This is a genomic window from Kitasatospora sp. CB02891, from assembly GCF_002803145.1.
Classification (GTDB): Bacteria; Actinomycetota; Actinomycetes; order Streptomycetales; family Streptomycetaceae; genus Kitasatospora; species Kitasatospora griseola.
The window spans coordinates 646,970-670,255 of record NZ_NNBO01000002.1 but is presented as its reverse complement, the minus strand read 5'-3'; the positions used below and the strand labels follow the sequence as shown (position 1 = coordinate 670,255).

Annotated in this window: 25 protein-coding genes; 18 read left to right on the top strand and 7 right to left on the bottom strand. The window is 73.8% G+C overall.

Features of this window, described 5'->3' with window-relative positions; translation table 11 throughout:
- Positions 1 to 33: 33 nt before the first annotated feature.
- From CG736_RS08505 to CG736_RS08490, 4 genes are all read left to right on the top strand, one after another.
- Positions 34 to 720: a TetR/AcrR family transcriptional regulator gene (locus tag CG736_RS08505; protein ID WP_100585532.1), complete on the top strand. Its 687-nt coding sequence runs from the start codon at positions 34 to 36 to the stop codon at positions 718 to 720.
- A gap of 134 nt (positions 721 to 854) precedes the next feature.
- Positions 855 to 1,055 carry a DUF1918 domain-containing protein gene (locus CG736_RS08500; protein WP_100585531.1) on the top strand — a complete coding sequence of 67 codons (201 nt, stop codon included), beginning with the start codon at positions 855 to 857 and terminating at the stop codon, positions 1,053 to 1,055.
- Between the two features lie 36 nt (positions 1,056 to 1,091).
- A complete protein-coding gene (locus CG736_RS08495; RefSeq protein WP_100585530.1) occupies positions 1,092 to 1,781 on the top strand; it encodes a DedA family protein in 690 nt (229 codons plus the stop codon).
- 65 nt (positions 1,782 to 1,846) lie between these two features.
- A complete protein-coding gene (locus CG736_RS08490) occupies positions 1,847 to 2,560 on the top strand; it encodes a hypothetical protein (protein WP_100585529.1) in 714 nt (237 codons plus the stop codon).
- On the opposite strand, the gene CG736_RS08485 is transcribed toward CG736_RS08490, so the two are convergent.
- Together CG736_RS08485 and CG736_RS08480 are read right to left on the bottom strand one after the other, a co-directional pair.
- A complete protein-coding gene (locus CG736_RS08485) occupies positions 2,547 to 3,290 on the bottom strand; it encodes a PIG-L deacetylase family protein (RefSeq protein WP_100585528.1) in 744 nt (247 codons plus the stop codon). The genes CG736_RS08490 and CG736_RS08485 overlap by 14 nt on opposite strands.
- A gap of 323 nt (positions 3,291 to 3,613) precedes the next feature.
- Complete coding sequence (locus CG736_RS08480) at positions 3,614 to 4,270, bottom strand: NADPH-dependent F420 reductase (protein WP_100585527.1); 657 nt, start codon at positions 4,268 to 4,270, stop codon at positions 3,614 to 3,616.
- 369 nt (positions 4,271 to 4,639) lie between these two features.
- Here CG736_RS08480 and CG736_RS38540 point away from each other — a divergent pair, with 369 nt between their 5' ends.
- From CG736_RS38540 to CG736_RS08450, 6 genes are all read left to right on the top strand, one after another.
- Entirely contained in the window at positions 4,640 to 7,552 is a 2,913-nt protein-coding gene (locus CG736_RS38540) for a polysaccharide lyase family 8 super-sandwich domain-containing protein (RefSeq protein ID WP_100585526.1), read from the top strand.
- 140 nt (positions 7,553 to 7,692) lie between these two features.
- Positions 7,693 to 8,094 carry a hypothetical protein gene (locus CG736_RS08470; protein WP_157815479.1) on the top strand — a complete coding sequence of 134 codons (402 nt, stop codon included), beginning with the start codon at positions 7,693 to 7,695 and terminating at the stop codon, positions 8,092 to 8,094.
- Between the two features lie 71 nt (positions 8,095 to 8,165).
- Positions 8,166 to 8,675 carry a hypothetical protein gene (locus tag CG736_RS08465; RefSeq protein ID WP_100585524.1) on the top strand — a complete coding sequence of 170 codons (510 nt, stop codon included), beginning with the start codon at positions 8,166 to 8,168 and terminating at the stop codon, positions 8,673 to 8,675.
- 157 nt (positions 8,676 to 8,832) lie between these two features.
- Positions 8,833 to 9,561 carry a class I SAM-dependent methyltransferase gene (locus tag CG736_RS08460; protein ID WP_100585523.1) on the top strand — a complete coding sequence of 243 codons (729 nt, stop codon included), beginning with the start codon at positions 8,833 to 8,835 and terminating at the stop codon, positions 9,559 to 9,561.
- 176 nt (positions 9,562 to 9,737) lie between these two features.
- A complete protein-coding gene (locus tag CG736_RS08455) occupies positions 9,738 to 10,070 on the top strand; it encodes a hypothetical protein (RefSeq protein ID WP_100585522.1) in 333 nt (110 codons plus the stop codon).
- Between the two features lie 158 nt (positions 10,071 to 10,228).
- A complete protein-coding gene (locus CG736_RS08450) occupies positions 10,229 to 10,846 on the top strand; it encodes a DUF1707 domain-containing protein (RefSeq protein WP_198520400.1) in 618 nt (205 codons plus the stop codon).
- 54 nt (positions 10,847 to 10,900) lie between these two features.
- On the opposite strand, the gene CG736_RS08445 is transcribed toward CG736_RS08450, so the two are convergent.
- Positions 10,901 to 11,335 carry a MarR family winged helix-turn-helix transcriptional regulator gene (locus CG736_RS08445; protein WP_100585642.1) on the bottom strand — a complete coding sequence of 145 codons (435 nt, stop codon included), beginning with the start codon at positions 11,333 to 11,335 and terminating at the stop codon, positions 10,901 to 10,903.
- A 66-nt stretch (positions 11,336 to 11,401) separates the two neighbouring features.
- On the opposite strand from CG736_RS08445, the gene CG736_RS08440 reads away from it, so the two are divergent.
- Both CG736_RS08440 and CG736_RS08435 read left to right on the top strand, forming a co-directional pair.
- A complete protein-coding gene (locus CG736_RS08440) occupies positions 11,402 to 11,806 on the top strand; it encodes a VOC family protein (RefSeq protein ID WP_100585521.1) in 405 nt (134 codons plus the stop codon).
- Positions 11,807 to 11,835: 29 nt separating this feature from the next.
- Complete coding sequence (locus tag CG736_RS08435; RefSeq protein WP_100585520.1) at positions 11,836 to 12,453, top strand: DUF6629 family protein; 618 nt, start codon at positions 11,836 to 11,838, stop codon at positions 12,451 to 12,453.
- Here the strand turns inward: CG736_RS08435 and CG736_RS08430 are convergent.
- On the bottom strand, positions 12,425 to 12,715 hold the full coding sequence (locus CG736_RS08430; RefSeq protein WP_198520399.1) for a hypothetical protein: 291 nt from the start codon (positions 12,713 to 12,715) through the stop codon (positions 12,425 to 12,427). The two genes, CG736_RS08435 and CG736_RS08430, sit on opposite strands and share 29 nt — an antisense overlap.
- A 240-nt stretch (positions 12,716 to 12,955) precedes the next feature.
- Between CG736_RS08430 and CG736_RS08425 the strand changes: the two genes are divergently transcribed.
- A complete protein-coding gene (locus CG736_RS08425) occupies positions 12,956 to 13,207 on the top strand; it encodes a hypothetical protein (RefSeq protein WP_100585519.1) in 252 nt (83 codons plus the stop codon).
- Between the two features lie 141 nt (positions 13,208 to 13,348).
- Here the strand turns inward: CG736_RS08425 and CG736_RS08420 are convergent, their stop codons facing one another.
- Positions 13,349 to 14,191, bottom strand: coding sequence for a polysaccharide deacetylase family protein (locus tag CG736_RS08420; protein ID WP_100585518.1), 843 nt, complete (start codon positions 14,189 to 14,191; stop codon positions 13,349 to 13,351).
- Between the two features lie 95 nt (positions 14,192 to 14,286).
- Here CG736_RS08420 and CG736_RS08415 point away from each other — a divergent pair, with 95 nt between their 5' ends.
- Positions 14,287 to 15,390, top strand: coding sequence for a calcium:proton antiporter (locus CG736_RS08415; RefSeq protein WP_100585517.1), 1,104 nt, complete (start codon positions 14,287 to 14,289; stop codon positions 15,388 to 15,390).
- Between the two features lie 72 nt (positions 15,391 to 15,462).
- Here the strand turns inward: CG736_RS08415 and glmS are convergent, their stop codons facing one another.
- Positions 15,463 to 17,304 (bottom strand): glutamine--fructose-6-phosphate transaminase (isomerizing), encoded by a 1,842-nt coding sequence (gene glmS / locus CG736_RS08410; protein WP_100585516.1) that lies wholly within the window; start codon positions 17,302 to 17,304, stop codon positions 15,463 to 15,465.
- A 63-nt stretch (positions 17,305 to 17,367) separates the two neighbouring features.
- Entirely contained in the window at positions 17,368 to 17,673 is a 306-nt protein-coding gene (locus CG736_RS08405; RefSeq protein WP_043907886.1) for a hypothetical protein, read from the bottom strand.
- A gap of 70 nt (positions 17,674 to 17,743) precedes the next feature.
- On the opposite strand from CG736_RS08405, the gene CG736_RS08400 reads away from it, so the two are divergent.
- From CG736_RS08400 to CG736_RS08385, 4 genes are all read left to right on the top strand, one after another.
- On the top strand, positions 17,744 to 18,841 hold the full coding sequence (locus tag CG736_RS08400; protein WP_100585515.1) for a winged helix DNA-binding domain-containing protein: 1,098 nt from the start codon (positions 17,744 to 17,746) through the stop codon (positions 18,839 to 18,841).
- A gap of 268 nt (positions 18,842 to 19,109) precedes the next feature.
- Complete coding sequence (locus tag CG736_RS08395) at positions 19,110 to 20,213, top strand: hypothetical protein (RefSeq protein ID WP_100585514.1); 1,104 nt, start codon at positions 19,110 to 19,112, stop codon at positions 20,211 to 20,213.
- A 120-nt stretch (positions 20,214 to 20,333) separates the two neighbouring features.
- The gene (locus CG736_RS08390) at positions 20,334 to 21,773 is read left to right on the top strand and encodes an aminotransferase class V-fold PLP-dependent enzyme (RefSeq protein ID WP_100585513.1); all 1,440 of its coding nucleotides are present in this window, start codon (positions 20,334 to 20,336) and stop codon (positions 21,771 to 21,773) included.
- Positions 21,774 to 21,878: 105 nt separating this feature from the next.
- Positions 21,879 to 23,213 (top strand): GNAT family N-acetyltransferase, encoded by a 1,335-nt coding sequence (locus CG736_RS08385; protein WP_100585512.1) that lies wholly within the window; start codon positions 21,879 to 21,881, stop codon positions 23,211 to 23,213.
- Positions 23,214 to 23,286: the final 73 nt, after the last annotated feature.

Here is a 23,286-nt window from a genome sequence, read left to right as displayed (position 1 = left end):
CGCGACGCGACCCGATGCGGCAGAGTGTCCGCCATGACCGCGCAGCCCTCCGCCCCCGCCACCGCTTCCCGTGCCCCGGCGGCCGGCGCCCGCCGCCGCCCGGTGCAGCAGCGCAGCCAGGAGCGGTACGAGCGGCTGCTGGACGCCTGCGCCGGTCTGCTCGACGAGGTCGGCTCGGCAGGGCTGACGACCAAGGAGGTCGCGCAGCGCGCCGAGGTGCCGATCGGCACCCTGTACCAGTTCTTCTCCGGCAAGGAGGGCCTGCTCGCCGCCCTCGCCGAACGCAACCTGGCGTCCTTCCTGGACGGCCTGGCCCGCCGGGTCGACGCCGCCGGCCACCCGGGCGTCGCCGAGTTCACCGACCACGCGGTCGAGGAGTTCGTGGCGATGAAGCGCACCCTCCCCGGCTTCGGCCACCTCGACTTCGGCCTGGTCGACGCCGTCCCCGCCGAGATCGACGACCTGCACCTGCTGGACGCCGAACTCGACAACAACGCGGCCGTCGCGCTGCGCCTGCGCACCATCGGCGGCGAGCTCTTCGCCGCCCCCGGCTACGCCGTCGCCCTACGGGTCGCCATGGAGTGCGCGGACGCCGTGCTCAAGCTCGCCTTCCGCGCCGACCCGGACGGCGACCCGCTGCTGATCGCCGAGTGCAAGCGCCTGGTGCGCAGCTACCTCGCCACTCCGCCGACCGCCGAGCGACCGGCGCCGCTCGGGTGACCGGACCGGTGCGCACCGTGGGCTGACCGGTTCCGCCATTGCACCGCCCGGAGCGCCGCCGCACAGTGGAAACAGGGGTCCGCCCCCGTCCCACCGGTCCCGGCCACCGGTCCCGCCGAACCGCAGGAGCAGCGATGCAAGCCACAGTGGGAGACCACGTCCACATGTACAGCCGGTCGGTCGGCATGACCGACCGCAAGGGCGAGATCGTCGAGGTGCGCGGCACCGACGGCTCGCCGCCCTACCTGGTCCGTTTCGAGGACGGACACCAAGGCCTCGTCTACCCCGGCCCCGACTGCCTCGTCGAGCACCGGCCCGGCGAAGAGCAGCGCTGATCCCGGGCCGCGGCCCGGTGGGAGGAGCGGTCCCCCTTGCCCCCACCCCTGCCGGGCCCGCTGGCCCAGCTCGCCCCGCTGCTGGACGACTACGGCTACCTGGCGGTCGGCGTCCTGGTCTTCTTCGACAACTGCGCGATCCCGGTGCCCGGCCAGACCATCCTGGTGCTGGCCGCGGTCTACGCCGGCGCCGGGCAGCTGTCGCTGCCCGTGGTGGTGACCGTCGCGGTGCTGGCCGCGTTCGCCGGCAACGGCCTGGCCTACCTGATCGGACGCACCGGCGGCCTGGCGTTCGTCCACCGCTGGGGGCGCTACCTGCGGCTCACGCCGGAGCGGATGGCCCGCGCCGAGGACTTCTTCCGCCGTCGCGGCACCCTGGTGGTCACCGGCGCCCGCTTCGTGGACGGCCTGCGGCAGACCAACGGACTGGTCGCCGGCACCACCGGGATGCCGCTGCGGCGCTTCCTGCCCGCCAACGCCGCGGGCGCCGTCCTCTGGTCGGGCGTCTGGGCCGCGGTCGGCTACTTCGCGGGCAGCAACATCACCGTCCTGTACCGGCAGGCCGTCCGTTACCAGGTCCTGCTGCTGATCGCCCTCGTGGCCGTCCTCGCCCTGGTCGGCACCCGCGCCTGGCTCCGCCACCGCCGTCGGCCGCCGGTGGACGCCGGCGACCGGATCCCGCACCAGGACAGCGGCGAGGACGTGCCGGCCGACGGCCGACGGTGACGTTCCGTCGCAACGGGCCGTGATCACTCTGTACGCCCGCTCCGGCGTGCGACAGGATGTCGATCATGACGAGCGAGCACGAGTTCGACGGTTCGTACGTGATCCGGTCCAGATGGACGCGGTTCGCCGTCCTCTGGAGCCTGGTCGTGTCCGGGCTCGTCGCGGTCTGCTTCCTGCCCGGCGCCGCGCCGGCGCAGCACATCGAACTCGTGCTCGTCCCGGTCCCGCTGTTCTACCTCGCCGTCTGCTCCGGTCGCCGCAGGCGGGTGACGTTCGACGGGCGGGGGATCACGTTCCACCGCTTCCTGTCGTCCCGCCCCGCCGAGGTCATTGCCTGGGCCGACGTCCTGGCCGTGGACTGGTGCGACGAGCATCCCCGCAGCACCCTGCTGGTCTACCGGCGCGCCACCGACGGGGACACCCCGTTCCCGCTCCTCGCGGACCACCCCGCGACGGAGATGATGGACCAGCTCCTCGCCCGGCTGGACGATCCTGAGTTCGCCGAGACCTACCGGACGTCCGTGCGGGTGCGCCGTGACACCACCCTGTGCCGGGTCGACCCGTTCCTGCTGGCCTCCGCGGTCGCCCTGCTCGCGCCCGGCGTCCGGCACTACGGCGACCTCGGGGCCCTCGACCTCGGCGACCTCGCGCTCATCCTCGGCGACGACGACCCCGGCGACGAGGACCCGCGCGACGAGGACCCGCGCGACGACGACGGTGACAGCGGCGGGAACGACGGCCGGCCCGACGGAACGGCCCCGCGGCTCAGCGGAAGTTGATCACCTCGAACGAGGCGGCGAACGTGGTCCCGAGGCGGCTTCCGGCGATCCGGCCCATCGACTCCAGGAACTCGGCGGCGTTGGCCATCTCCCCGCTGAGGCCCGCCAGGTAGGCGTGGTGGGCCTCCAGTGAGGCGACGCCCGCAGCAAAGGTCTCGGTGGTGTCGACGGCGTGCATTCCGTCGGGCGAGCCGGCCGCCCACACCTGCCGGACGCCGTTCCACGGCTCGTGGCCCTCGGCGGTGAGTTCGCGGAACACCCAGCGGTTCCCGGCCGCCGGCACCGCGTCCAGCGTGGCTCGGCCGACGGCTATGTGGTCGGCCTGGTTCGGGAACACCCCGCCGTACGTCTCGCGGAAATTGGTGGTGATCACGATCTCCGGCCGGTGCCGCCGGATCGCCCGTGCCAGGTCGCGGCGCAGTGGCAGCCCGTACTCCACGATGCCGTCCGGGTAGCCGAGGAACTCGACGGTGTCCACGCCGACCAGGGCCGCCGACTCGACCTGTTCGCGCTCGCGGATCGGCCGGCACAGTTCGGGTTCCATGCCGTCGATCCCGGCCTCACCGCTGGTGACCATCAGGTAGCTGACGCGTTTGCCCTGGGCGGTCCAGCGGGCGACGGCGGCGGCCGCGCCGTACTCCATGTCGTCGGGGTGGGCGACGATCGCGAGGGCGGTCTCCCAGTCCTCGTCCAGCGGGCGGAACGGGGGCTGCTCGGCGAGGGTGCTCATGGTGACGCCTTTCCTTGTCCGGTTCCGAGTTCGATTCCGACCCGGTTGAGTTCGCGGTGCGGCCCGACTCGCGGTGCGGCCCGACTCGCGGTGCGGCCCGACTCGCGGTGCGGCCCGACTCGCGGGTGCGGATCAGCCCGCGCCGCGGTTCGGTTCGCGGTGCGGTTCAGTTCGCGGTGCGGCCCGGCTCGCGGTGCGGCCCGGCTCGCGGGTGCAGTTCAGTTCACGGTGCGGCCCGGCTCGCGGTGCGGCCCGACTCGCGGATGCGGTTCAGTTCACGATGCGGCCCGGCGCGCGGTGCGGCTCCGGCTCGCGGGTGCGGTTCAGTTCGCGGTGCGGATCGAGTAGTTGAAGTCGGCGTGGCCGTAGTGCCGCATCAGCCGCATCCAGAACGGCATCAGCATCTCCATCCCGCGGGCCGCGTCGATCCCGCCGAGGTCGAGCACCCGCTCCGCGGGCCACCCGAACTCGCCCAGCAGCGCCGTGACCTGCGCCTTGGCGGCGGCGTCCTCGCCGGCCACGAACAGCTGGTGCTCGCCCGGGATCCGGTCGGGGTCCACCATCACGGTGACGGTCACGGTGTTGAGCGCCTTCACCACCCGGCTCCCGGGCAGCGCGCGCTGCAGCTGCTCGCCCACGCTGTCGGTGTTGACGGGGTCGAGCGTCAGCTCCCCGGTCGGCGAGAACACCAGCGGGTTCGAGAGGTCCAGCACGACCTTCCCGGCCAGGTTCTCCGCACCGGCGAGCTCCACGGCGGCGGGCGCGACGGTGCCGCCGGTGGCGACGATCACCAGCTCGCCGAACTCGGCCGCCTCCGCGAACGTCCCGGCCCGGCCGCCCGGGCCGCTGCGCTCCGCCCAGTCGGTGGCGGCGGCGTTGCCCTTGCTGCGCGACCCGAGCGTGACGTCGTGGCCGAGCGCGACCAGCTTGCTGCCGAGAGTCTGCCCGACCGTACCGGTACCGATGATTCCGATCCGCATTGCTGCTCCGTCCCCGTCCGTACCGCCTCGGGCCGATCCCGAAAATCCGAACGCACCCTATCCGAGCCGCAGCTGACGCAGGGTCAGATCCCCCGACTCGCTCCGCCCCGGGCACCCTTCCCCCGGCTCCCCCGCCCACCACCATGCGACCCCGGCCGCCCCTGCGCCACCCATGCCGACCGCGGCCGCGCGGGCCGCCGCTGTCGCAAACCTGCACGCGGGAGCGGTGGACAGCGCGGTGGACAGTGCAGTCGAAAGCGCAGTGGAAAGCGCTTACCGAATGCCGCGCCGAACCGTTGACGCCCCGACCGGAAAGCGCTTACCGTCGGCTCCCGGAAAGCGCTTTCCCACCCCCCTCACGGAGGCGTCGTGTCCCTGCCTGCCCTGTCCCGTCGCACCCTGCTCCAGGCCGGCACCGCCGGTGCTCTCGCCCTCGCCGTCACCGGCGCCACCGCCACCGCAGCCGGTGCCGCGACCGCCGATCCCTACGAGACGCTCCGCCTGCGGTGGCTGGCGCTGCTGACCGGCACCGGGTTCGATCCGGCCGCCGAGCCGTTCGGCTCCGCGTTGCGGGCGCTCGGGGATCGGGCCCGGGCGCAGCAGCAGGCGATGGCTCCGACGGCGGGGTCGCTCTGGCCGGACCTGCCGCTGGGGTCGGTCTCGGCGAACATCACCGGCAGTTTCGTGCGGCTGCGCACCATGGCGCTGGCGTGGGCGCAGCCGGGCACGGGGCTGACGGGCGACGCGACGCTGGCCGCGGCCATCACGACCGGCCTGGACCGGCTGTGCGCCTCCGCGTACACCGCGACGGCGACGGCGTACGACAACTGGTGGGACTGGCAGATCGGTTCGCCGCAGGCGCTGCTGGACACCTGCGTGCTGGTGCTGCCGCAGTTGACGGCCACTCAGGTGAGCACCTACTGCGCGGCCGTGGACCACGCCGTCCCGGACTCCAGGGTGGCCGCGTACTCGGGGACGAGCACGGGGGCGAACCGGGTCGACCTCTGCCGGGTCCTGGCGCTGCGCGGGGTGGTCGGGAAGAGCGCGGCGAAGCTGGCGACGGCGTCGGCGGCGCTGTCACCGGTGTTCCCGTACGTGCTGACGGGGGACGGGCTGTACCCGGACGGGTCGTTCGTGCAGCACACCTGGGTGCCGTACACGGGCTCGTACGGGGAGGTGCTGCTGAGCGGGCTGAGCCGGCTGTTCGCGCTGCTGGCGGGGTCGTCGTGGGAGGTGACGGATCCGCAGCGGCAGAACGTGTTCGACGCGGTGGACTCGGCGTACGCACCGTTCCTGTTCAACGGCCTGGTGATGGACTCGGTGGTGGGCCGGGCGAGCAGTCGGGGTCTGCAGTCCTCGGACCTGCTGCACCTTCAGCAGGACGACCACGGCCGCGGGCACACGATCATCGGGCACATCCTGCGGTTGGCGGACTCGGGCGCCGCGCCGGCGGTGCAGTCCGCGCGGTGGCGGGCGGCGGTGAAGGGCTGGATCGGCCGTGACTACTACCGGCCGTACCTCTCGGACGCGGCCGTCGACGTCCCGGAGTTGGCGCGGGCGCAGGCGCTGATGGGCGACGGCGCGGTGGCGGCGTCGGCGGAGCCGGTGGGGGCGCGGGTGTTCGCGATGGACCGGGCGGTGGTGCGCCGTCCGGGCTGGGCGGTGTCGCTGTCGATGTGCTCGGCGCGCACCACGTTCTACGAGACCGGCAACGGCGAGAACGTGCGCGGCTGGCACACCAACAACGGTCTGCTGGCGTGGTGGAACGCGACCACGGGCAACGGCCAGTACGCGGACGCGTTCTGGCCGACCGTCGACCCGTACCGGCTGCCGGGGACGACCGTCTCCACGAAGAAGCTGGCGGACGCGGCGGGCGGCGCGTGGGGCGCGGCCCGGCCGGACGCCGTGTGGGCGGGCGGGGCGAGCGACGGCACGTACGCGGCGGTCGGCCAGGCGGTGCGCGGGCTGTCGTCGACGCTGTCGGGCTGGAAGTCCTGGTTCCTGCTGGACGATTCGGTGGTCTGCCTGGGCGCGGGCATCAGCTGCACCGACGGCGTCCCGGTGGAGACGGTGGTGGAGAACCGCAACCTGGGCGCGTCCGGCACCCACGCGTTCACGGTGGACGGGGTGGCGCAGCCGGCCACGCTCGGCTGGTCGCAGCAGTTCACGGGCGCGAAGTCGATGGCGATCGCCGGCTTCGGCGGCTACGTGTTCCCGGGCGGCACGACGGTGCAGGCCAAGCGCGAGGCGCGGACGGGCAGTTGGCACGACATCAACTCCGGCGGCACGTCCGAGGCGTTGACCCGTCGCTACCTGACGCTCTGGTTCGACCACGGCGCCGCCCCGTCGAACGCCGGGTACGCGTACCTGCTGCTGCCGGGCGCGGACGCCGCCGCCACGGCGGCCCGGGCGGCCGCCCCGACGGTCACGATCCTCGCCAACTCGTCGTCCGTGCAGGCGATTTCGGACTCCGCCTCGGGTGTGACGGCGGCGAACTTCTTCGCCCCGGGCAGCGCCGGTCCGATCACCGTCTCGGCGCCGTGCTCGGTGCTGGTCCGGGAGTCGGGCGGCACGCTCAGCGTCTCGGTGGCCGACCCGTCCCGCACGGCCGCCACGGTGCGGGTGACGGTGGACCGCCCGGGCTACGTCTCGGCGGACCCGGCCACGGGCGTCACGGTCCTGGCCACCGGATCCTCCGTGCAGCTGCTGGCGGAGCTCGGCGGCACGCAGGGCGCCGGGCGCACTGTGACGCTGCGCACCTCGGGCGCGCCGGCGGCCGCGACCGCCGTGCTGCTCGCCCCCGTGCAGGACACCTACGTCCGGGACGGCTCGTACGGCGACGCCAACTACGGGACGGCGACCGTGCTGACGGTGAAGAACACCGACACCACCGGGTCCGGCTTCTCGCGGCGGGCGCTCCTGGCCTTCGACACCTCGCAGTTGACGGGGACGGTGCGGCGCGCGGTGCTCTGGGTGCGCGGCGCGGTCGCGGACTCGGGCGGCACCGAGACGGACCTCCAGGCGTTCGCCACCGCGCCCGGCGCCTGGCAGGAGACCGCCGCGACCTGGAACCGCTGCCCGGCCCCGGCCGCCGCGCTCGGCACCGGCCGGATCTCCACCGCCGCCGACTGGGTGGCCCTGGACGTCACCGCGGCCGTCACCGCCGATCCGGCGCTGACCCTGACGGTCGGTCAGCCGGCCGGACGGGTCGGGCTGGCGGTGAACCTCAACAGCCGGGAGAACGCCGCGTACCCGCCGGTCCTCCAGGTGATCACCGCCTGATCGGACGCGCATGTTGACGCCGAACTCCGCGCCGCAGGCGCGGAGTTGCGGCACGAACAAACAATCGCCGCGTCCCCTGTTCCGGTGAATCGCGGTTCAATTCGTTGTCGACCGACCGCCGCGCTCCTACCGTCGGTCGCATGGCAATTCGTTGGCGTTCTGTCACCCGCGTCGCCGCAGTGACGGCGGCCGCCACCGGCGTCCTCACCCTCGCAGCGGCCCCGGCCGGTGCCTTCTCCCAGTCCTTCGGCAGCGGTTCCTACCACGCCAGCAAGGACTTCGTCCCCACCTCGGGCACCATCAGGATCGGCGGAAAGGGCTGCACCGGCGGTGCCGCCCGCAGCTTCTACGTCCAACTCGTCCGGACCCACAACAGCACCAAGGTGTTCTCCAGCTACAGCTACGGCGCGGACGGCCGGGGCCACACCGACCCGCGCGGCATCGGCGTCGACACCGGCTCCTCGTACTACCTGCGCTGGTACGGCAGGGACAACGGCGGCCACAGCGCGTCCGCCCCCTGTGCGGGGGCCTACACCGTGTAGTCCCCGACGGTCGGCCCCGGCCCTCCCCGGGCCGGGGCCGGCCGTCCGCCGCACAGCCCGGAGGAGATCCCGTGACGTCCCGGCGCGTCCTCGTCGTCCTGTCCTGCCTGGCGGCCCTGCTCGCCGCCTGCGCCCCGACCCGCCGCCCGGCGCCGCCGACCGTCGACGTGTCGGCCTCCGTCACCCAGGTCGCGCTGATCGCCGAGGGCACCCAGGACGGAGTCCGCTGGCGGGTCGACCTGGTCTCCGTGGCGGGCGAGCTCTGCACCCGGGCCACCGTCGACAACCGTCCCGCCGGCCAGGGCTGTGAACCGCCTGTCTCCGTCCAGGCCCCCGTCAACGTCGCCCTGGACGCCCTCGACCCCCGTGTCCTGCTCCTCTACGGCGCGGCCGCCCCCACCGTCGCCCGCCTCACCGCCACTCCGCCGCGCCCCGTACCCCTCACCGCCCCGCACGGCGGCAGGTCCTTCTTCGCCTACGCCACCACCCCCGGCACGGCCACCGACCTCACCGCCTTCGACACCGCCGGACGGCAACTCTGGTCCGCGGCCGACAAGATCCACGACTTCGAGACCCCTTGACGCCCCGTCACCCCACCGGGCGCGCCGCAGCACCGTCCCGCCCGACTCCGGCCCTGCGCCGAGCCGTTCGGACCGGCAGCATCCGCAGGCACGCTCCGCCGACCGCGGCTGCCGGAACTCCCGGACCGGCGGCCCGGATCCGGTTACGCTCGCAGGCATGTCGACCTCTGCGCTGTCCTTCGGTTCCGCCGCGCGCCTCTACGACTCGATCCGGCCCGCCTACCCGGCGCAGGCGGTCGCCCGGGCCATCGGCAGCGAGCCGGTCCGCGTCCTGGACCTGGGCGCCGGCACCGGGCTGCTGACCCGGGTGCTGCGCGCCGCCGGCCACGAGGTGATCGCGGTCGAGCCCGACGCGCAGATGCGCGTCGTGGCCGCCGAACGCCACCCGGGCACGCAGGTGCTCGCCGGCAGCGCCGAGGACATCCCGCTGCCGGACGGGTCCGTGGACGCCGTCGTGGTCGGGCAGGCGTACCACTGGTTCACTCCGCAGGACGCGCTGCCGCAGATCCACCGGGTGCTGCGCAAGGACGGCGTCTTCGCCCCGATGTGGAACGTCCGCGACGATCGGACCCCGTGGGTGGCCGCGCTCTCCGGCGTCATCGGCACCGAGGGGTACGGCCTGGAGAGCGCCTGGCAGTACGGGCCGGTGACGCCGTGGTTCACCGCACCCGAACTCGTCCTGACCGAGCACACGGTGACCGTCCCGACGGACCGGCTGGTCGACCTGGTGCGGTCCCGCTCGTACTACCTGACCGCCGACGCCGCCGAGCGGGCCCGCCTGGACCGGGAGGTCGGCGAGCTGGCCGCCACCGACCCGGCCCTGGCCGGCCGCGACAGTGTCGAGATGCCCTACCGGACCTGCGTCTACCGGATGCTGCGGGTCTGACTCCCGTCCGGATCCGCGACGACCCACGGCTCACCACCCACGACCGACGGCCCGCAGCCGGAAAATTCACCTGCTCGCCGCGCTGGACCACACCACCGGCGCTCGCCGACTGCGCCGAGGCCCCGAGCGGACTGAATCCTGGTGGCTCACCCCATTCGAAAGCGACGGGACGCCCCATGACTGCTGCGAAGAACGCCGGCCGATTCGCTCTTGCCGCCTGCACCGCGCTCACACTCGTCATCGGAATCGCCACCAGCGCCAACGCCGCCACCGGCGAATTCACCTACACCGACATCGACGGGGAGGACCACACTCTGGTCGACCCGCCGAGCGGTGAGTGCATCAGCTTCGGCCTCCCGGTGACCGGTGCGGACAACGAGACGAACGCCTCGGCGACCGTCTACGAGAACACCGACTGCAGCGGGCCCGCCCTGGACACGCTTCCGCCCAAGACCGGCATGTCCTGGGGTTCCGTCCTCCCCAATGCCGTCCGGTTCAACTTCTTCTGAGCTCGGACGTGCCGCGCAGGTCGTCGTGTCGCTCTTCGCGTCCCGCACCCGGCCGTTGGCGAACCCGACCCTGGCGGGAACACCTATCGCGATATATCGTAAGTTCCCGTCGCCCGCCCCACTGCGGGGAGACCTACGTCAAACTCAGGACGGGAAGTATGCCGGGAGAGATCGCGCCCGCCGAGAAGCCCTCTGGCCTCAACTCGCAGCCCGAGATGCGGGCTTCGCATGCGGATCGGGATCGGGTGGCCGATGTCCTGCGGGTGGCGGCGGGTGACGGACGGCTGACCGCGGAGGAGCTGGACCAGCGCCTGGAGGTCGCCCTCTCCGCGCGGACGGTTCGTGAACTGGCCGAGCTCACCGTCGACCTGCCGGCCGTCTCGTTCGCTGCCGACGGGGTGGTGGCCGAGGCCAAGGAGGTCCTCCGGATCGAGCAGAAGTGGAGACCGGTCAAGCGGACGGGCCGCTGGGTGGTGCCGCGTCGGCTGGTGCTCGACGTGGAGTGGTGCGCGGTGACGCTCGACCTCACCGAGGCGGTGATCACCCAGGACACCCTGCAGATCGACGTGGACATGCGCGGCAAGACCCTGACACTGATCGTCGGGCCGGACACGGTGGTCGACACCGACGGCCTGATGCTGCAGCACAGCAGGGTCAGGAACCGGGCGTCGGACGCCGCGGCGCCGACCACGCTGCGGGTGGAGCTGGTCGGCGAGAAGCAGTTCGGCCGCGTCGTGGTGCGCCGGCCGCGGCGGGCACTCGGCCGCCGTCGCTGACCGCGCGCCTGCGCGCCCGCCCACCGGGGCGACGGCGGCGCCGAACTCCGCCCCTCAGCCGTGCACGCGCAGCAACAGGCCGTGCAGGGTGGCGCGTTCGGCGGCGGTCAGTGGGGCGAGGACGGTGTCCTGGACGTCGCGGGCCAGGGCGTCGAGTTCGGCGAACCGGGCGGCACCGGCGGGGGTCAGCGTGAGGGTGAGGCGGCGGCGGTCGGCGGGATCGCGGGTGCGGTCGAGCCAGCCGGCGGCGGCGAGTTGGTCGGCGGCCTTGGCTAGGTCGCTGGGGTCGAGGCGCAGGCGGGTGGCGAGGTCGCGCTGGGTGTGCGGGCCGAAGTCGGCGAGGGCCGCGAGGGCCGCGTGGTGGTGGAGGCGCAGTCCGTCGGCGGCGAGGAGTTCGGCGAGGCGGTTGCGGGCGTCCTTGCCGACCCTGGAGAGCAGATAGGTCGTCAACTCCAGCAGTGCTGGCGGGGTTTCGTTCGGATCGGCCATGTCGAACATGGTAGGGGTCGCCCTATAGTGGGTCCAGACCCACGATTCGCTCCGGAGGGATTGCCCGTGGACGCGCTCCATCCCCGCCTGCTGGTCGCCGAGTTCGCCGCCTGCTTCGCCTTCTACGACGCCGTCCTGCCCCCGCTGCTCGGCGCGCACCTGGTCAAGGGCACGGCCGCCGGGCCGTACGCGCACTGGGACGTGGCCGAGCAGGCCGTGCTGGTGCTGTTCGACCGGGCGGCGATGGCCGCCACCCTCGGCACCGCCCCGGCGCCGGCGGACGCTCCCCCGGCCGACACCGGCATGTTCGTCTGCCGGGTCGCGGACGTGGACGCCGCGTACGCGCTCTGCCTGGCCCACGGCGCGACGCCCGTGCTGGCGCCGACCGACCGCCCCGAGTGGGGGCCGACGCTGCGCAGCGCCCATCTGCGCGACCCGCAGGGCACGCTGATCGAGCTTCAGTCGTACTGATCGCGGGGTCCGCTCAGTACGCTGGCGGGGTGTGCTGGAGCGCCGAGGCCGATCTGCTCGTCGGCAGCGCCGTCACGGCGGTCGGGGTCGCGGCAGTGCTGCGCGCCGGACCGGGGCGTCAACTACCGCTGGCCGCACTGCCGTTGCTGCTGGGCGTGCACCAGCTGGTGGAGGCGGGCGGGTGGTCGGGCTGGGCGTGGGCCCGCACGGCGTGGGCGGTGATCGCACTGCCGCTGCTGCCGGTGTACGTGCCGGCGGCGGTGTGGTGCGCGACCGGCCGCCGCTCGGCGGCGTGGTTCACCGCGCTGGGCGCGGCCGTCGCCGTCCCGCTGGCCCTTGCGCTCGCCCGGCACCCGGTGACGGCGCACCCGCACGGCCACACCCTCGACTACGCCATCGGCGTCCCGGCCGCCGGCCTGTTGCTGGCGGGCTACCTGGCCGCCACCGTGGGCGCGTTGCTCTGCTCGGGCGACCGCCGGCTGCGCGGCCTCGGCGTGGTGCTCGGCGTGGGCGCGCTCGCCTGCGGCCTGCTGTGGCGGCTGGCGTTCGTCTCCACCTGGTGCGCGCTGGCCGCCGTCGCCTCCGTCCTGCTGTACGACCGGGCCCGCCGAACCGCCGTCAACTCCCACTCCCCACAACATCGATGAGCGCCAGTGCGTCCTGCACCGAGCCGCCCGGGTCGGGGACGGGGTACAGCACGCTGCGCACCGCGCGGGTGGCGTCGATCAGGAGGGGGAGGCGCTTGAGCCGTTCGGCGCCGCCGGCCCGGCAGGTGGGCGGCGAACGCAGCGCGCCGGTCAGGCGCAGCGCGGCGTCGGACAGGAGCGGGAACGGGATGACCTGGTGGTGGGCGGCGAACCCGGTCTGCTGGTGCGGTGCTGGGCGCGGCCACCGCGCTGGGCACGGCACCGACGCGGTCGGCTACCTGCTGTCCGCGGCCCTGCTGCGCACCCTGCCCCGAGCGGCCGCCGCTCGGCCCGCGCCCGGGCGGCGGCCTCGGTGGCGGCGCAGATCGGCGAGGGCCGGCGGTACGTCACCCGCATCCGATGGTGGGCCCGTGCGTGGCGATGGCGACCTCGGTGCACTTCGCGTGCGGCGCGCTGATGACGCCGACCCCGGTATTCCTGGTCGCCGCCTGGGGTGGCGGGTGTGCGGACGGCCACCGAGGGCATGGGCAGTCTGCTCGTCGCGGCGCTCACCCCGTGGCTGAACTCCCGCTTCGGCAGCGCCCGGGCGCTGCTGGTGTCCCCCGTCGTGGGTGCGGCGCCGACGCTGCTGATGCCGCCGGCGGCGGCGGCCGACGGGCCGGGGCTGGTGCTGTTCGCGCTGGGCAACGCGGGGTTCGCACCGCCGCCCCGCTGTGGGGCACCCGCACCGCGCTCCGGGCGGCCTGCGCGCTGACGGCGGTGGCGCCGGTGGTACTGCTCTGCTCGGGGGGTGCACGGCCTGCTGCACCGACTGGACGAGCTCGACGCCCCGGGCGCGGTCTGACGATCCGCCCATACGCCCACCCGTCCGTCAGTCCTTCAGTCCTTCAGTCCTTCAGTCCGACAGCCGGACGAAGCGGCGGCCCGCGTCCAGCAGCCGGGGCAGCGCCTGCGCGTAGCCGGGGCCGGTGCCCGCGTCGGGGTGGTTGAAGTGGCTGATCACCACCGCTCCGGGTGGGGCCGCGGTCACCGTCCGCGCCACCTGGTCGGCGGTGAAGGTCGCCCCGGCGTCGCCGTTCACCGCGAACCCGGCCACCCGCTCGCCGAGTTCGCCGACGATCCGGACCGCGACCTCGTCGTAGTGCGCCGTCCCGGAGCGGAACCAGCGCGGTGGCTTTCCGAGCAGCCCGGCCAGCTTCGCCGCGTTGTCCGCCACCTCCTGGTAGGCGGCCGCGGCGTCCGCGGTGCCGGTGATGCCGTACGCCGAGCGGCCGGTGACGGACAGCGGGCGGTGCGCGGTGCCGTGGTTGCCGAGTTCGAACAGCGGGTCGGCGGCCAGTTCGCCGAACGGCCCGGGGTTGGCGTCGATCCACCGGGCGTTCAGGAACAGCGTGGCGGGCACCCGGTGCCGGCGCAGGGTGTCGATCAGCGCCGCGTCGTAGCCGTTCCCGCCCGACCCGCCGCAGGCGTCGAAGGTCAGCGCGAGCGCCCCGCCCGGAACCTCGGCGACCACCCCGGGCAGGTCGGTCCCCCACCGGGTGGGCCGCTGCCCCGCGTACCGGGCGAGCACCGCCTCGCGGCTCGGCGGCGCGGAGGTGGCGGACGCGGTGACGGAAGGGGACGGGGACGGCGGCGGGGACGGATCGGCCGCCTCGGGAGCCGCCGGTTCCGGGCGGGCGCGGGCGCAGCCCGCCGCGAGTCCGAGGGCCGCTGCCAGTACCGTTCGCCGTCCGACCATTGCTCCGCTCCTGACCGTTCGTCACCGTTCATCGTGACCACCGCCACGAGTGTCACTTCCGGTCCGGGCGGGTGCCATCTGCCAAGCTCGGCCGTATGGCTTCTCCCAACCGACCGCTCTATCTGCAGTGGACCACCGTCGCCCCGGTGATGGCGTTCATGCTGCTCCTGGCGACCTGGCACCGCGAGATGCCGTGGCCGGTGGTGACCTTGGTGGCGTGCTTCCTGGCGGCGTCGGTGGTGGCGGCCGTGCACCACGCGGAGCTGATCGCCCATCGGGTCGGCGAGCCGTACGGGTCGCTGGTGCTGGCGGTCGCCGTCACCATCATCGAGGTGGCGCTGATCGTGACGCTGATGGCGGGCGGCGGCGACAAGACCGCGGGCCTGGCCCGGGACACCGTGTTCGCCGCCGTGATGATCACCTGCAACGGGATCCTCGGGCTGTCCATCCTGGTCGGCGCGCTGAAGTACCGGGTGGCGGTGTTCAACGCGGAGGGCACCGGCGCGGCGTTCGGCGCGATCGCCACGCTGGCGACGCTGAGCCTGGTGCTGCCGACGTTCACCACCTCCACGCCCGGTCCGGAGTTCTCGCCGACCCAGCTGGCGTTCGCGGCGACCGCCTCGATCGTCATCTACGGGCTGTTCGTCTCCACCCTGACGGTCCGTCACCGCGACTACTTCCTCCCGGTCACCCCGGCGGGCGAGGTGGTCGACCCGATGGACGAGCACTCCGACCCGCCGACCCTGAAGATGACGCTGGTCAGCGTGGCGATGCTGTCCGTCGCCCTGGTCTCGGTGGTCGGCCTGGCCAAGGGCGTGTCCCCGACCATCGAGCGCGGGGTGGAGTCGGCGGGGCTGCCGAACGCGGTGGTCGGCGTGGTGATCGCGCTGATGGTGCTGCTGCCGGAGTCGATCGCCGCCGTCCGGGCCGCCGTCCGCAACAAGGTGCAGATCAGCCTCAACCTGGCGCTCGGCTCGGCGCTGGCGTCGATCGGCCTGACCATTCCGGCCGTCGCGATCGCCTCCACCTGGCTGAGCGGGCCGCTCGAACTCGGCCTCGGCGCCAATCACATGATCCTGCTGGCGTTGACGGTGGCGGTCGGCACCCTCACCGTCATCCCCAAGCGCGCCACCCCGCTCCAGGGCGGTGTGCACCTGGCGATCCTCGGCGCCTACCTGGTCCTCGCCGTCAGCCCGTGAGCCGTCAGCCCGTGAGCCGTCGGCCCGTAGGCAGTCAGCCCGTGAGCCGACGGCGGGGAACCAGGTCCACCGTCACTCCACGGTGACGCTCTTGGCCAGGTTGCGGGGCTTGTCCACGTCCCGGCCGAGGGCCACCGCGGCGTGGTAGGCCAGCAGCTGGAGCGGGATGTTGAGCAGCAGCGGGTCGAGTTCCGGCTCGCTCTTCGGGACCACCACGCAGTGGTCGGCCAGCTTCGCCTCGATGGGCCGGTGGGCGATCGCCAGCACCCGCCCGGAGCGGGCCTTGATCTCGCCGAGCGTGGTCAGGTTCTTGTCGAGCAGCTCGTCGTCCGGCACCAGCGCCACCGTCGGCAGTTCGGGGCTGATCAGCGCCAGCGGGCCGTGCTTCAGCTCGGAGGCGGGGTACGCCTCGGCGTGCACGTAGGAGATCTCCTTGAGCTTCTGCGCGCCCTCCCGGGCCACGGGGTAGCCGCGCACCCGGCCGACGAACATCATGCCCTGGCTCTCGGCGTACTCGGCGGCGAGCTTCTCGATCTCCGCCTGCTGCCCGAGCACCTCCCGGATCTGCTCCGGCAGCGCCTTCAGCGCATTGACGATCCGCCGGCCGTCGGCGGGCGACAGGTCGTGGATCCGGCCGAAGTGCAGCGCCAGCAGCGCGAACGCCACCACGGTGGAGGTGAACGCCTTGGTGGAGGCGACCGAGATCTCCGGGCCGGCGTGCAGGTAGATGCCGCCGTCGCACTCGCGGGCGATCGCCGAGCCGACGGTGTTCACCACACCCAGCACCCGGCCGCCCTTGCGCTTGATCTCCTGCACCGCCGCCAGCGTGTCGTAGGTCTCGCCGGACTGGCTGACCGCCACGTACAGGGTGTCCGCCTCGATCACCGGATTGCGGTAGCGGAACTCGGAGGCCGGCTCGGAGTGCGCGGGGATCCGGGCCAGCTCCTCGATCAGCTGCGCGCCCATCTCGCCCGCGTAGTACGCCGAGCCGCAGCCGAGGATCTTCACCCGGCGGATCTCCCGCAGCTCCCGGGCGTCCAGGTTCAGCCCGCCCAGGTGCGCGGTGGAGAACCGCTCGTCGAGCCGGCCGGACAGCGTGCGCTCGACGGCGCCGGGCTGCTCGTGGATCTCCTTCAGCAGGTAGTGCGCGTAGCCGCCGGTGTCGTACGAGCCGATTTCCCAGTCGACGGTGGACGGCTGCCGGGTGACGGTCCGGGCGTCCTCGGTGAACGTCCGGAAGCCGTCGGCGCGGACCGTCGCCAGCTCGCCGTCCTCCAGGTGCACCACCTGCCGGGTGTAGCGGACCAGCGCGGAGACGTCGGACGCGGCGAACATCTCCTTCTCCCCGATGCCGAGCACGATCGGGCTGCCGTTGCGGGCCACCACGATCCGGTCGGACTGCTCGGCGTCCAGCACCGCGATGCCGTACGTGCCGACCACCAGCTTCAGCGCGGCCCGCACCGCGTCCTCCAGCTCGCCGCCGTCGGCGCGGTGCGCGGCGATCAGGTGGGCCAGCACCTCGGTGTCGGTCTCCGAGCGGAACACCGCGCCGTCCGCGGCCAGCTTGGCGCGCAGCTCGTCGGCGTTCTCGATGATGCCGTTGTGCACCACCGCGATCCGGCCCTCGTTGTCGGTGTGCGGGTGCGCGTTCGCGTCCGACGGCACGCCGTGGGTCGCCCAGCGGGTGTGGCCGATGCCGGTCCCGCCCTTGAACCGGGCCGGCAGCGCCGCCGCCAGGTCCGCGACCCGGCCCTTGACCTTGCACACCTTCAACTTCGCCGGGACGGACTTGGTGGCGGGGGCGACCACCGCCACGCCCGCCGAGTCGTATCCCCGGTACTCCAGTCGCTGCAGGCCCTCCAGCAGGAAGGGGGACGCGTCCTTGGGGCCGATGTAGGCCACGATTCCGCACATGGGCGTGGACTCCTGGTGTTCGAGGGTTTCGGGTGGACTCGGGGCCTGCTCCGCTCCGGCCGGTCAGCCGTAGACCAGCCGCCGCAGCTGACGCACCGACAGCTCCGGCGCGGCCACCCGGCGGGCGGCCAGCTCCGCGCCCAGCCGGGCGAAGATCCGATCGTTGGTCAGGCCCCTGGCCTGGAGCTCACCGTGACGGCGGCGCACGTACTCCTCCGTGGTCTCGGAGAAGTACGCCAGCACCTCCGCGACGACCCGGGCCGCCTCCCCGGGGGCCAGCGCTGTGGTCCGGGCGAGATGGGCGAGCAGGTCCTCATGAGGGTGTGGTGAGACAGGCACGGTCGGTGAGCCTAGGCGTGAAGTGTCCATTTGCCAAAGATCCTGCCCGAAATCGGGCAGGACGGCGAGCGGGAGCCCGCCCGCTCGGTACCGTGAGGGCATGCGCGCACTGGACGACGATCAGGTACGGGCCCTGCGCACCCGGGGGCAGGGCATCGGCGGCGGAGTCACCTTCCGCACCGCCGCCGAGACGGTCGAACGGGTGGTCGGCATCCAGGCCCAGGACGCCCGGCCCGCCGCGGTCGGCATCGGGGTCAGGACCCGGGGCGGCACCGCCGCCGATGTCCGGCTGGCCCTGGAGGAGGACCGCACCCTGGTCCGGGGCTGGTTCCTGCGCGGCACCCTGCACATCGTCACCACCGCCGACCTGCACTGGCTGCTCGCCCTGCTCGGACCGCGCTTCCTGCGCCTGAGCGCCCGCCGCCACCGCGAGCTGGGCCTGGACGAGGCCCTGTGCGACCGGGCGGAGGCGGTGATCACGGACACCCTGGCCGCCCACGGCCCGTCCACCCGCGAGGAGCTGACGGACCGGCTGGCCGCGATCGGTGTCCCGAGGCGCGGCCAGGAGGCGTTCCACCTGATCCGCCGGACGGCCCTGCGCGGCCTGATCTGCCACGGCCCGTCCCGGAACGGCACCGCCACCGCCGTCCTGCTCGCCGACTGGCTGCCCGACGCCCCCGAGGGGCCCATCGGGGAGACCGCCGTCACCGAACTGGCCCGCCGCTACCTGCGGGCCTACGGGCCGGCCGCACCCGAGGACTTCGCGGGCTGGTCCGGCCTGCCCGTCACGGCCGCCCGACGCGCCTGGCGGGCCCTCGACGCGTCCGGCGAACTCCTCCACGTCCGGGTCCGCGAGCAGGACTGCGCGCTCCCCGCCGACCGGGCCGACGAACTCGACCTCGCCCCGCTGCCCGCCCCCGACGTGCGGCTGCTGCCCGGATACGACAACTACCTGGTCGGCTACCGCTCCTCGGCGCTCTCCGTCCCGGCCGCCCACGAGAAGCGGATCCGCCCCGGCGGCGGCCAGATCCACGCCGCCGTCCTGGTCGACGGACTCGCCCGCGGCACCTGGTCCCCGCGCCACGGCCGGGCCGACATCACCCTGTTCGACCCGCCGCCCGCCGTCCCCGCCCCCGGGCTCGCCGACGGCATCGCCACCGCCGACAACGACCTGGCCCGCTTCCTGCGGACACCCTGACCCGGCGCCGCACCGGCTCGACTCCCCCGCGGCCCCGGGCGCAACCGATGGCCGCCGCGGCGCGTAGTGCTTCAACGACGGCCGAACGGGTGAGCAGGGGCGTGCCCGGGATGGGGGGCCGTCGTTGAAGGACGGTGCGCAGCCGGTGTACGGGTGATCGTGGCCCGGCGCTTGCATCCGTCGGCGGTGTCCGACCGGCGGTTTCCGGCGGTCACCCCGCAGGATGGGCCGCGTACTGTCCGTGTCGATCACAGGGGGACCGTCCGTCATGCAACCGCGTGTGTTCGCCGTCGTCACCGCCGTCCTGCTGGCCGCCCTCGGCCTCGGGGCGGTCCTGGTCACCGACTGGACGCCCAGACCGGCCACCGCCGCCACCTCCGCCGACCCGGCGGGCCGCACCGCCGCCGCGCCCGGCTCCGCGTCCCCCTCCCCCACCGGCGACCCGGCGGTGTGGACCCGCTCCACCCTGCGCAACAAGCTGATGTCCGAGATGGACGCCACCGACCCCGGCGTCGCCCTCGCCGACCTCGACAGGATCTCCAAGGCCAAGCCGTACACCGTGCGGTTCTGCCACCCCATCGCCCACGAGCTCGGGCACGCCGCGGTGAAGCGCTACCACCAGGACTTCCAGAAGGTCATCTCCTTCCCGCACGAGACCTGCGCGGCCGGCTACCTGCACGGCGCGGTCGAGGAGATGCTCGCCAACTCCCAGGACCCCCAGCACGACATCCTCACCCTGTGCGCCCCCGCCAACACCGGCCCCTGCATCCACGGCGTCGGCCACGGCATCATGTTCGTCACCAAGCAGGACATCCCCTCCGCCCGCGCCCTGTGCGACAAGTTCCCCTCCCAGAACCGCCGCATCACCTGCTCCGAGGGCGTCTTCATGCAGCTCTTCGCCCCCGACGAGGAGGACGAGAAGGCCAAGGCGAACCTCCCCGCGGACAAGCTCGCCGCCGAACCGCTCTACCCCTGCCCCGAGCAGCCGTCCCTCTACCAGTCCGCCTGCTTCTTCTACGCCCCCACCTACTTCCTCTCCTCCCACGACTACCCCAATCACCCCGAGTCCTTCGCCCAGGCCCTCCAGTGGTGCCTCAACGCCCAGGCCAGCGGCGGCGAGAACGACTGCTCCCGCGGCGTCGGCTCCCGCACCATGAAGTACAACCTGGACCGCGAGGACTGGGCCGCCCAGCAGTGCGCCACCGCCAAGGACGCCTGGCAGCGCAAGGCCTGCGCCCAGGGCCTGGTCAGCTACTACACCGTCAACTACACCGACAACGGCGCGGCCGGACGCCTCTGCGCCAAGATCACCGACAAGGAGATCCAGGGCTACTGCCGCTCCGCGGGCGGCCTGTCCAGCACCCTGGACTGAGAAGCGACCAGGGGCGCCTTCCGCTTCGCGCAGTTCTCCCCCGGCCCGGGCGGGCCGGGGGAGAACTGCGCGCCCCCGGTGTCGCACCTGCTCGCTCCCGCGCCCTTAGCATTCGCTCCCATGAACGACGACTTCCGAAGTGCCGCCCAGGCCGCCGCGCAGCTGGTGGCGGACTATCTCGACGCGCTGCCCTCGCGCCCGGTGTGGCAGCCGATGGACCCCGCGGAGCGCTCCGCGCTGCTGGAGCTGGAGCTGCCGGAGGACGGGGTGGGCTTCGAGGAGCTGCTGACGGCAGTCGAGTCGCGGATCATGCCGTATCCGATGGGCAACGGAAGCCCCCGGTTCTTCGGGTGGGTGAACTCCGCGCCGCAGCCCGCGGGTGTGCTGGCGACGCTGGCCGCGTCGGCGATGAACCCAAGCTCGGCGGGCGGCGACCACGCGGACGTCCATCTGGAGCGGGCGGTGGTGCGGTGGATCGCGGAGCTGGTGGGCTTCCCGCACCCGCCCGGCGGCGGTCTGCTGACGTCCGGCACGTCGATGGCGACCATCGTCTGTCTGGCCGCGGCCCGCGGCCGCGCGGCGCGCACCGCGGGGTGGGACGTCCGGGAGGACGGACTCGCGGGGATGCCGCCGCTGGTGGGGTACGTCACGGGCGAGGCGCACAGCTGTGTGCGCAAGGCCGCGGAGCTGCTCGGGCTCGGGTCGAAGCACCTGCGGGTGGTGGCCGCCGACGAGGACGGCCACCTGCGGCTGGACAGTCTCGAAGCGGCGATCGCCGAGGACCGCGCCGCGGGCCGGCTCCCCTTCCTGGTGGTGGCGTCCGCGGGAACCGTCGGCACCGGCGCCGTCGACCCGTTCGAGCCGATCGCCGAGCTGGCCGCCCGCGAAGGGCTGTGGTTCCACGTCGACGGCGCGTACGGCGCGTTCGGGGTGCTGGACCCGGAGATCGCGCACCGCTACCGGGGGCTCGACCGCGCCGACTCCCTCGCGCTGGATCCGCACAAGTGGCTGGGCGTGCCGGTCGACTGCGGCTGTGCGCTGGTGCGGGACGCGGCGGAGTTGCGGGGCACGTTCAGCCTGGTGCCGTCGTACCTGCGGGACGAGGAAGCGGGCGGTCTGGGCTGGTTCTCGGAGTACGGCACCGAGCAGACCCGTCCGTTCCGCTCGCTGAAGGTGTGGGCGTCGATCGCGCACCGCGGCCGCTCGGGGGTGGCCCGGGACGTCGCGCACTGCACCGCGCAGGCCCGGCGGCTGGGCGCGTGGGTGGAGCAGGACCCCGAGTTGGAGCTGCTGGCGCCGGTGGAGACGTCGATCGTCGCGTTCCGGTACCGCCCGTCCGGCCTCGACGAGGAGGCGACACAGCAGCTCAACTCCCTTCTGCCGGTGGCGGTCCAGCAGCGCGGCCGGGTGTTCGTGACCGGCGCGGTGTACCGCGGGCGGGAGATGCTGCGGGCGTGTCTGCTGAACTCCGCGACCACGGACGAGGATCTGCGGCTGCTGCTGGCCGAGGTGAAATCGGCCGGTGCGGAACTCCTGGACCGGGGCCGCACGTCAGAGTGATCGCGGGAGCGGATCAGCGCCGATCCGACGGGGGCCGCGCAGACATTAACCGTCGGGTCACGGGGGGTTCGTGATCGTGAAACAGCGGAGCGCCACCATTCAGGCATGGATGACACGGCGTACACCCACAGATTCGGTACGAAGCGGCAGCGCTGGCGCCGGGAGGCGGTCGAGCTCGCGGCGGTGTTCGCGGCGGTCGCGGCCGCCGACCTGGTCGCGAACGTCGTCGTGCACGGCCACGACGGGCCGGTGCTGCTGTTCGCCTCCGCCGGGGCGCTGCTCGCCGCCACGCTGTTCCGCGTCCGGCTGGCGCACCGGCACCCGCCCGGCCCGGACGCCCTCGCACCACCGGGCGGGCCCGAGGTGAGCACCGTCGAGGAGCCGACCGTGCTGTGGCGGCTGCGGACCAGTGTCGCGGACGCGCCGGGCAGCCTGGCCCGGGTGTGCACGGCGTTGGCGGAGCGGCGGGTGAACATCGTCTCGATGCAGGCGCACCCGCTGCCCGACTGCACGGTGGACGAGTTCATCGTGCGCGCGCCGGCCTCGCTGGCCCGGGCCGAGCTGGTGGCGGCGGTCGCGGCGGGCGGCGGCCGGGACATCTGGTCGGACCGGGCGGACGCCCACGAGCTGGTGGACGTGCCCCGGCAGGTGCTGGCGCTGGCGACCCGTACCGCGCTGGACGCGGCGGAGCTGCCGGTCGCGCTGCGGCAGTTGTTCGGGCGGGCGGCGATCCGCCAGTACCCGGGGCGGGGCGCCGCGGCGCAGCCCGGCGTGGACGGGCACGTGATGCGGCTGCCGCTGCCGAACGGGGACCTGCTGGAGCTGTCCCGGCCGAGCCTGCCGTTCACGCCGACCGAGTTCGCCCGGGCCCGGGCGCTGGTGGAGCTGGACACCCTGCTGGGCCCGCGGGTGCCGCAGGTCGCGGCGCGGATCAGCCGCCCGGCGGGCGACGACCTGACGGTGCGCCGGGCCACGCCGGCCGACAAGGACGCGGCGGTGGCGATGCACGCCCGGTGCTCGCCGGAGTCGCTGCGGCGGCGCTACCACGGGCCGGTGAAGGACGCCGACCGCTACCTGGACCACCTGTTGGACCCGCGGCACGGGCAGACCCTGGCGGTGGAGACCGCGCAGGGCCGGCTGGTGGCGCTGGCGCACCTGATGTGGGACGACGAGGGCGCGGAGATCGCGCTGCTGGTCGAGGACGCCTGGCAGCGCCGCGGCCTGGGGGTGGACCTGGTGCGGCGGATGGCGGCGCTGGCGCTGGAGGCGGGCGTGGGCACGGTGTACGCGGTGACGACGGCGGCGAACACCGGGCTGATCTCGACCATGCGCCGGCTGTCGGCGCCGCTGGACTACCAGGTGGAGGAGGGCACCCTGGTGATCACCGCGCACCTGTCGGAGGCGGCGGAGAAACTGCCCGCGCCGTGGGCGGCACGCTGACGGCCCGTCGGGCCCGGTGGCGCGTCCTCCGGGCCCGTCGCGGCGCCGCCCCGGCCGGGTGTGGCGCGGGCCG

Excerpts from the sequence above, each read along its gene's own strand:
- CG736_RS08505 (WP_100585532.1), top strand. The coding sequence starts at position 34 with ATGACCGCGCAGCCCTCCGCCCCCGCCACCGCTTCCCGTGCCCCGGCG.
- CG736_RS08500 (WP_100585531.1), top strand. The coding sequence starts at position 855 with ATGCAAGCCACAGTGGGAGACCACGTCCACATGTACAGCCGGTCGGTC.
- CG736_RS08490 (WP_100585529.1), top strand. The coding sequence starts at position 1,847 with ATGACGAGCGAGCACGAGTTCGACGGTTCGTACGTGATCCGGTCCAGA.
- CG736_RS08485 (WP_100585528.1), bottom strand. The coding sequence starts at position 3,290 with ATGAGCACCCTCGCCGAGCAGCCCCCGTTCCGCCCGCTGGACGAGGAC.
- CG736_RS08480 (WP_100585527.1), bottom strand. The coding sequence starts at position 4,270 with ATGCGGATCGGAATCATCGGTACCGGTACGGTCGGGCAGACTCTCGGC.
- CG736_RS08470 (WP_157815479.1), top strand. The coding sequence starts at position 7,693 with ATGGCAATTCGTTGGCGTTCTGTCACCCGCGTCGCCGCAGTGACGGCG.
- CG736_RS08460 (WP_100585523.1), top strand. The coding sequence starts at position 8,833 with ATGTCGACCTCTGCGCTGTCCTTCGGTTCCGCCGCGCGCCTCTACGAC.
- CG736_RS08455 (WP_100585522.1), top strand. The coding sequence starts at position 9,738 with ATGACTGCTGCGAAGAACGCCGGCCGATTCGCTCTTGCCGCCTGCACC.
- CG736_RS08450 (WP_198520400.1), top strand. The coding sequence starts at position 10,229 with ATGCCGGGAGAGATCGCGCCCGCCGAGAAGCCCTCTGGCCTCAACTCG.
- CG736_RS08445 (WP_100585642.1), bottom strand. The coding sequence starts at position 11,335 with ATGGCCGATCCGAACGAAACCCCGCCAGCACTGCTGGAGTTGACGACC.
- CG736_RS08420 (WP_100585518.1), bottom strand. The coding sequence starts at position 14,191 with ATGGTCGGACGGCGAACGGTACTGGCAGCGGCCCTCGGACTCGCGGCG.
- CG736_RS08415 (WP_100585517.1), top strand. The coding sequence starts at position 14,287 with ATGGCTTCTCCCAACCGACCGCTCTATCTGCAGTGGACCACCGTCGCC.
- glmS (WP_100585516.1), bottom strand. The coding sequence starts at position 17,304 with ATGTGCGGAATCGTGGCCTACATCGGCCCCAAGGACGCGTCCCCCTTC.
- CG736_RS08405 (WP_043907886.1), bottom strand. The coding sequence starts at position 17,673 with ATGGACACTTCACGCCTAGGCTCACCGACCGTGCCTGTCTCACCACAC.
- CG736_RS08400 (WP_100585515.1), top strand. The coding sequence starts at position 17,744 with ATGCGCGCACTGGACGACGATCAGGTACGGGCCCTGCGCACCCGGGGG.
- CG736_RS08395 (WP_100585514.1), top strand. The coding sequence starts at position 19,110 with ATGCAACCGCGTGTGTTCGCCGTCGTCACCGCCGTCCTGCTGGCCGCC.
- CG736_RS08390 (WP_100585513.1), top strand. The coding sequence starts at position 20,334 with ATGAACGACGACTTCCGAAGTGCCGCCCAGGCCGCCGCGCAGCTGGTG.
- CG736_RS08385 (WP_100585512.1), top strand. The coding sequence starts at position 21,879 with ATGGATGACACGGCGTACACCCACAGATTCGGTACGAAGCGGCAGCGC.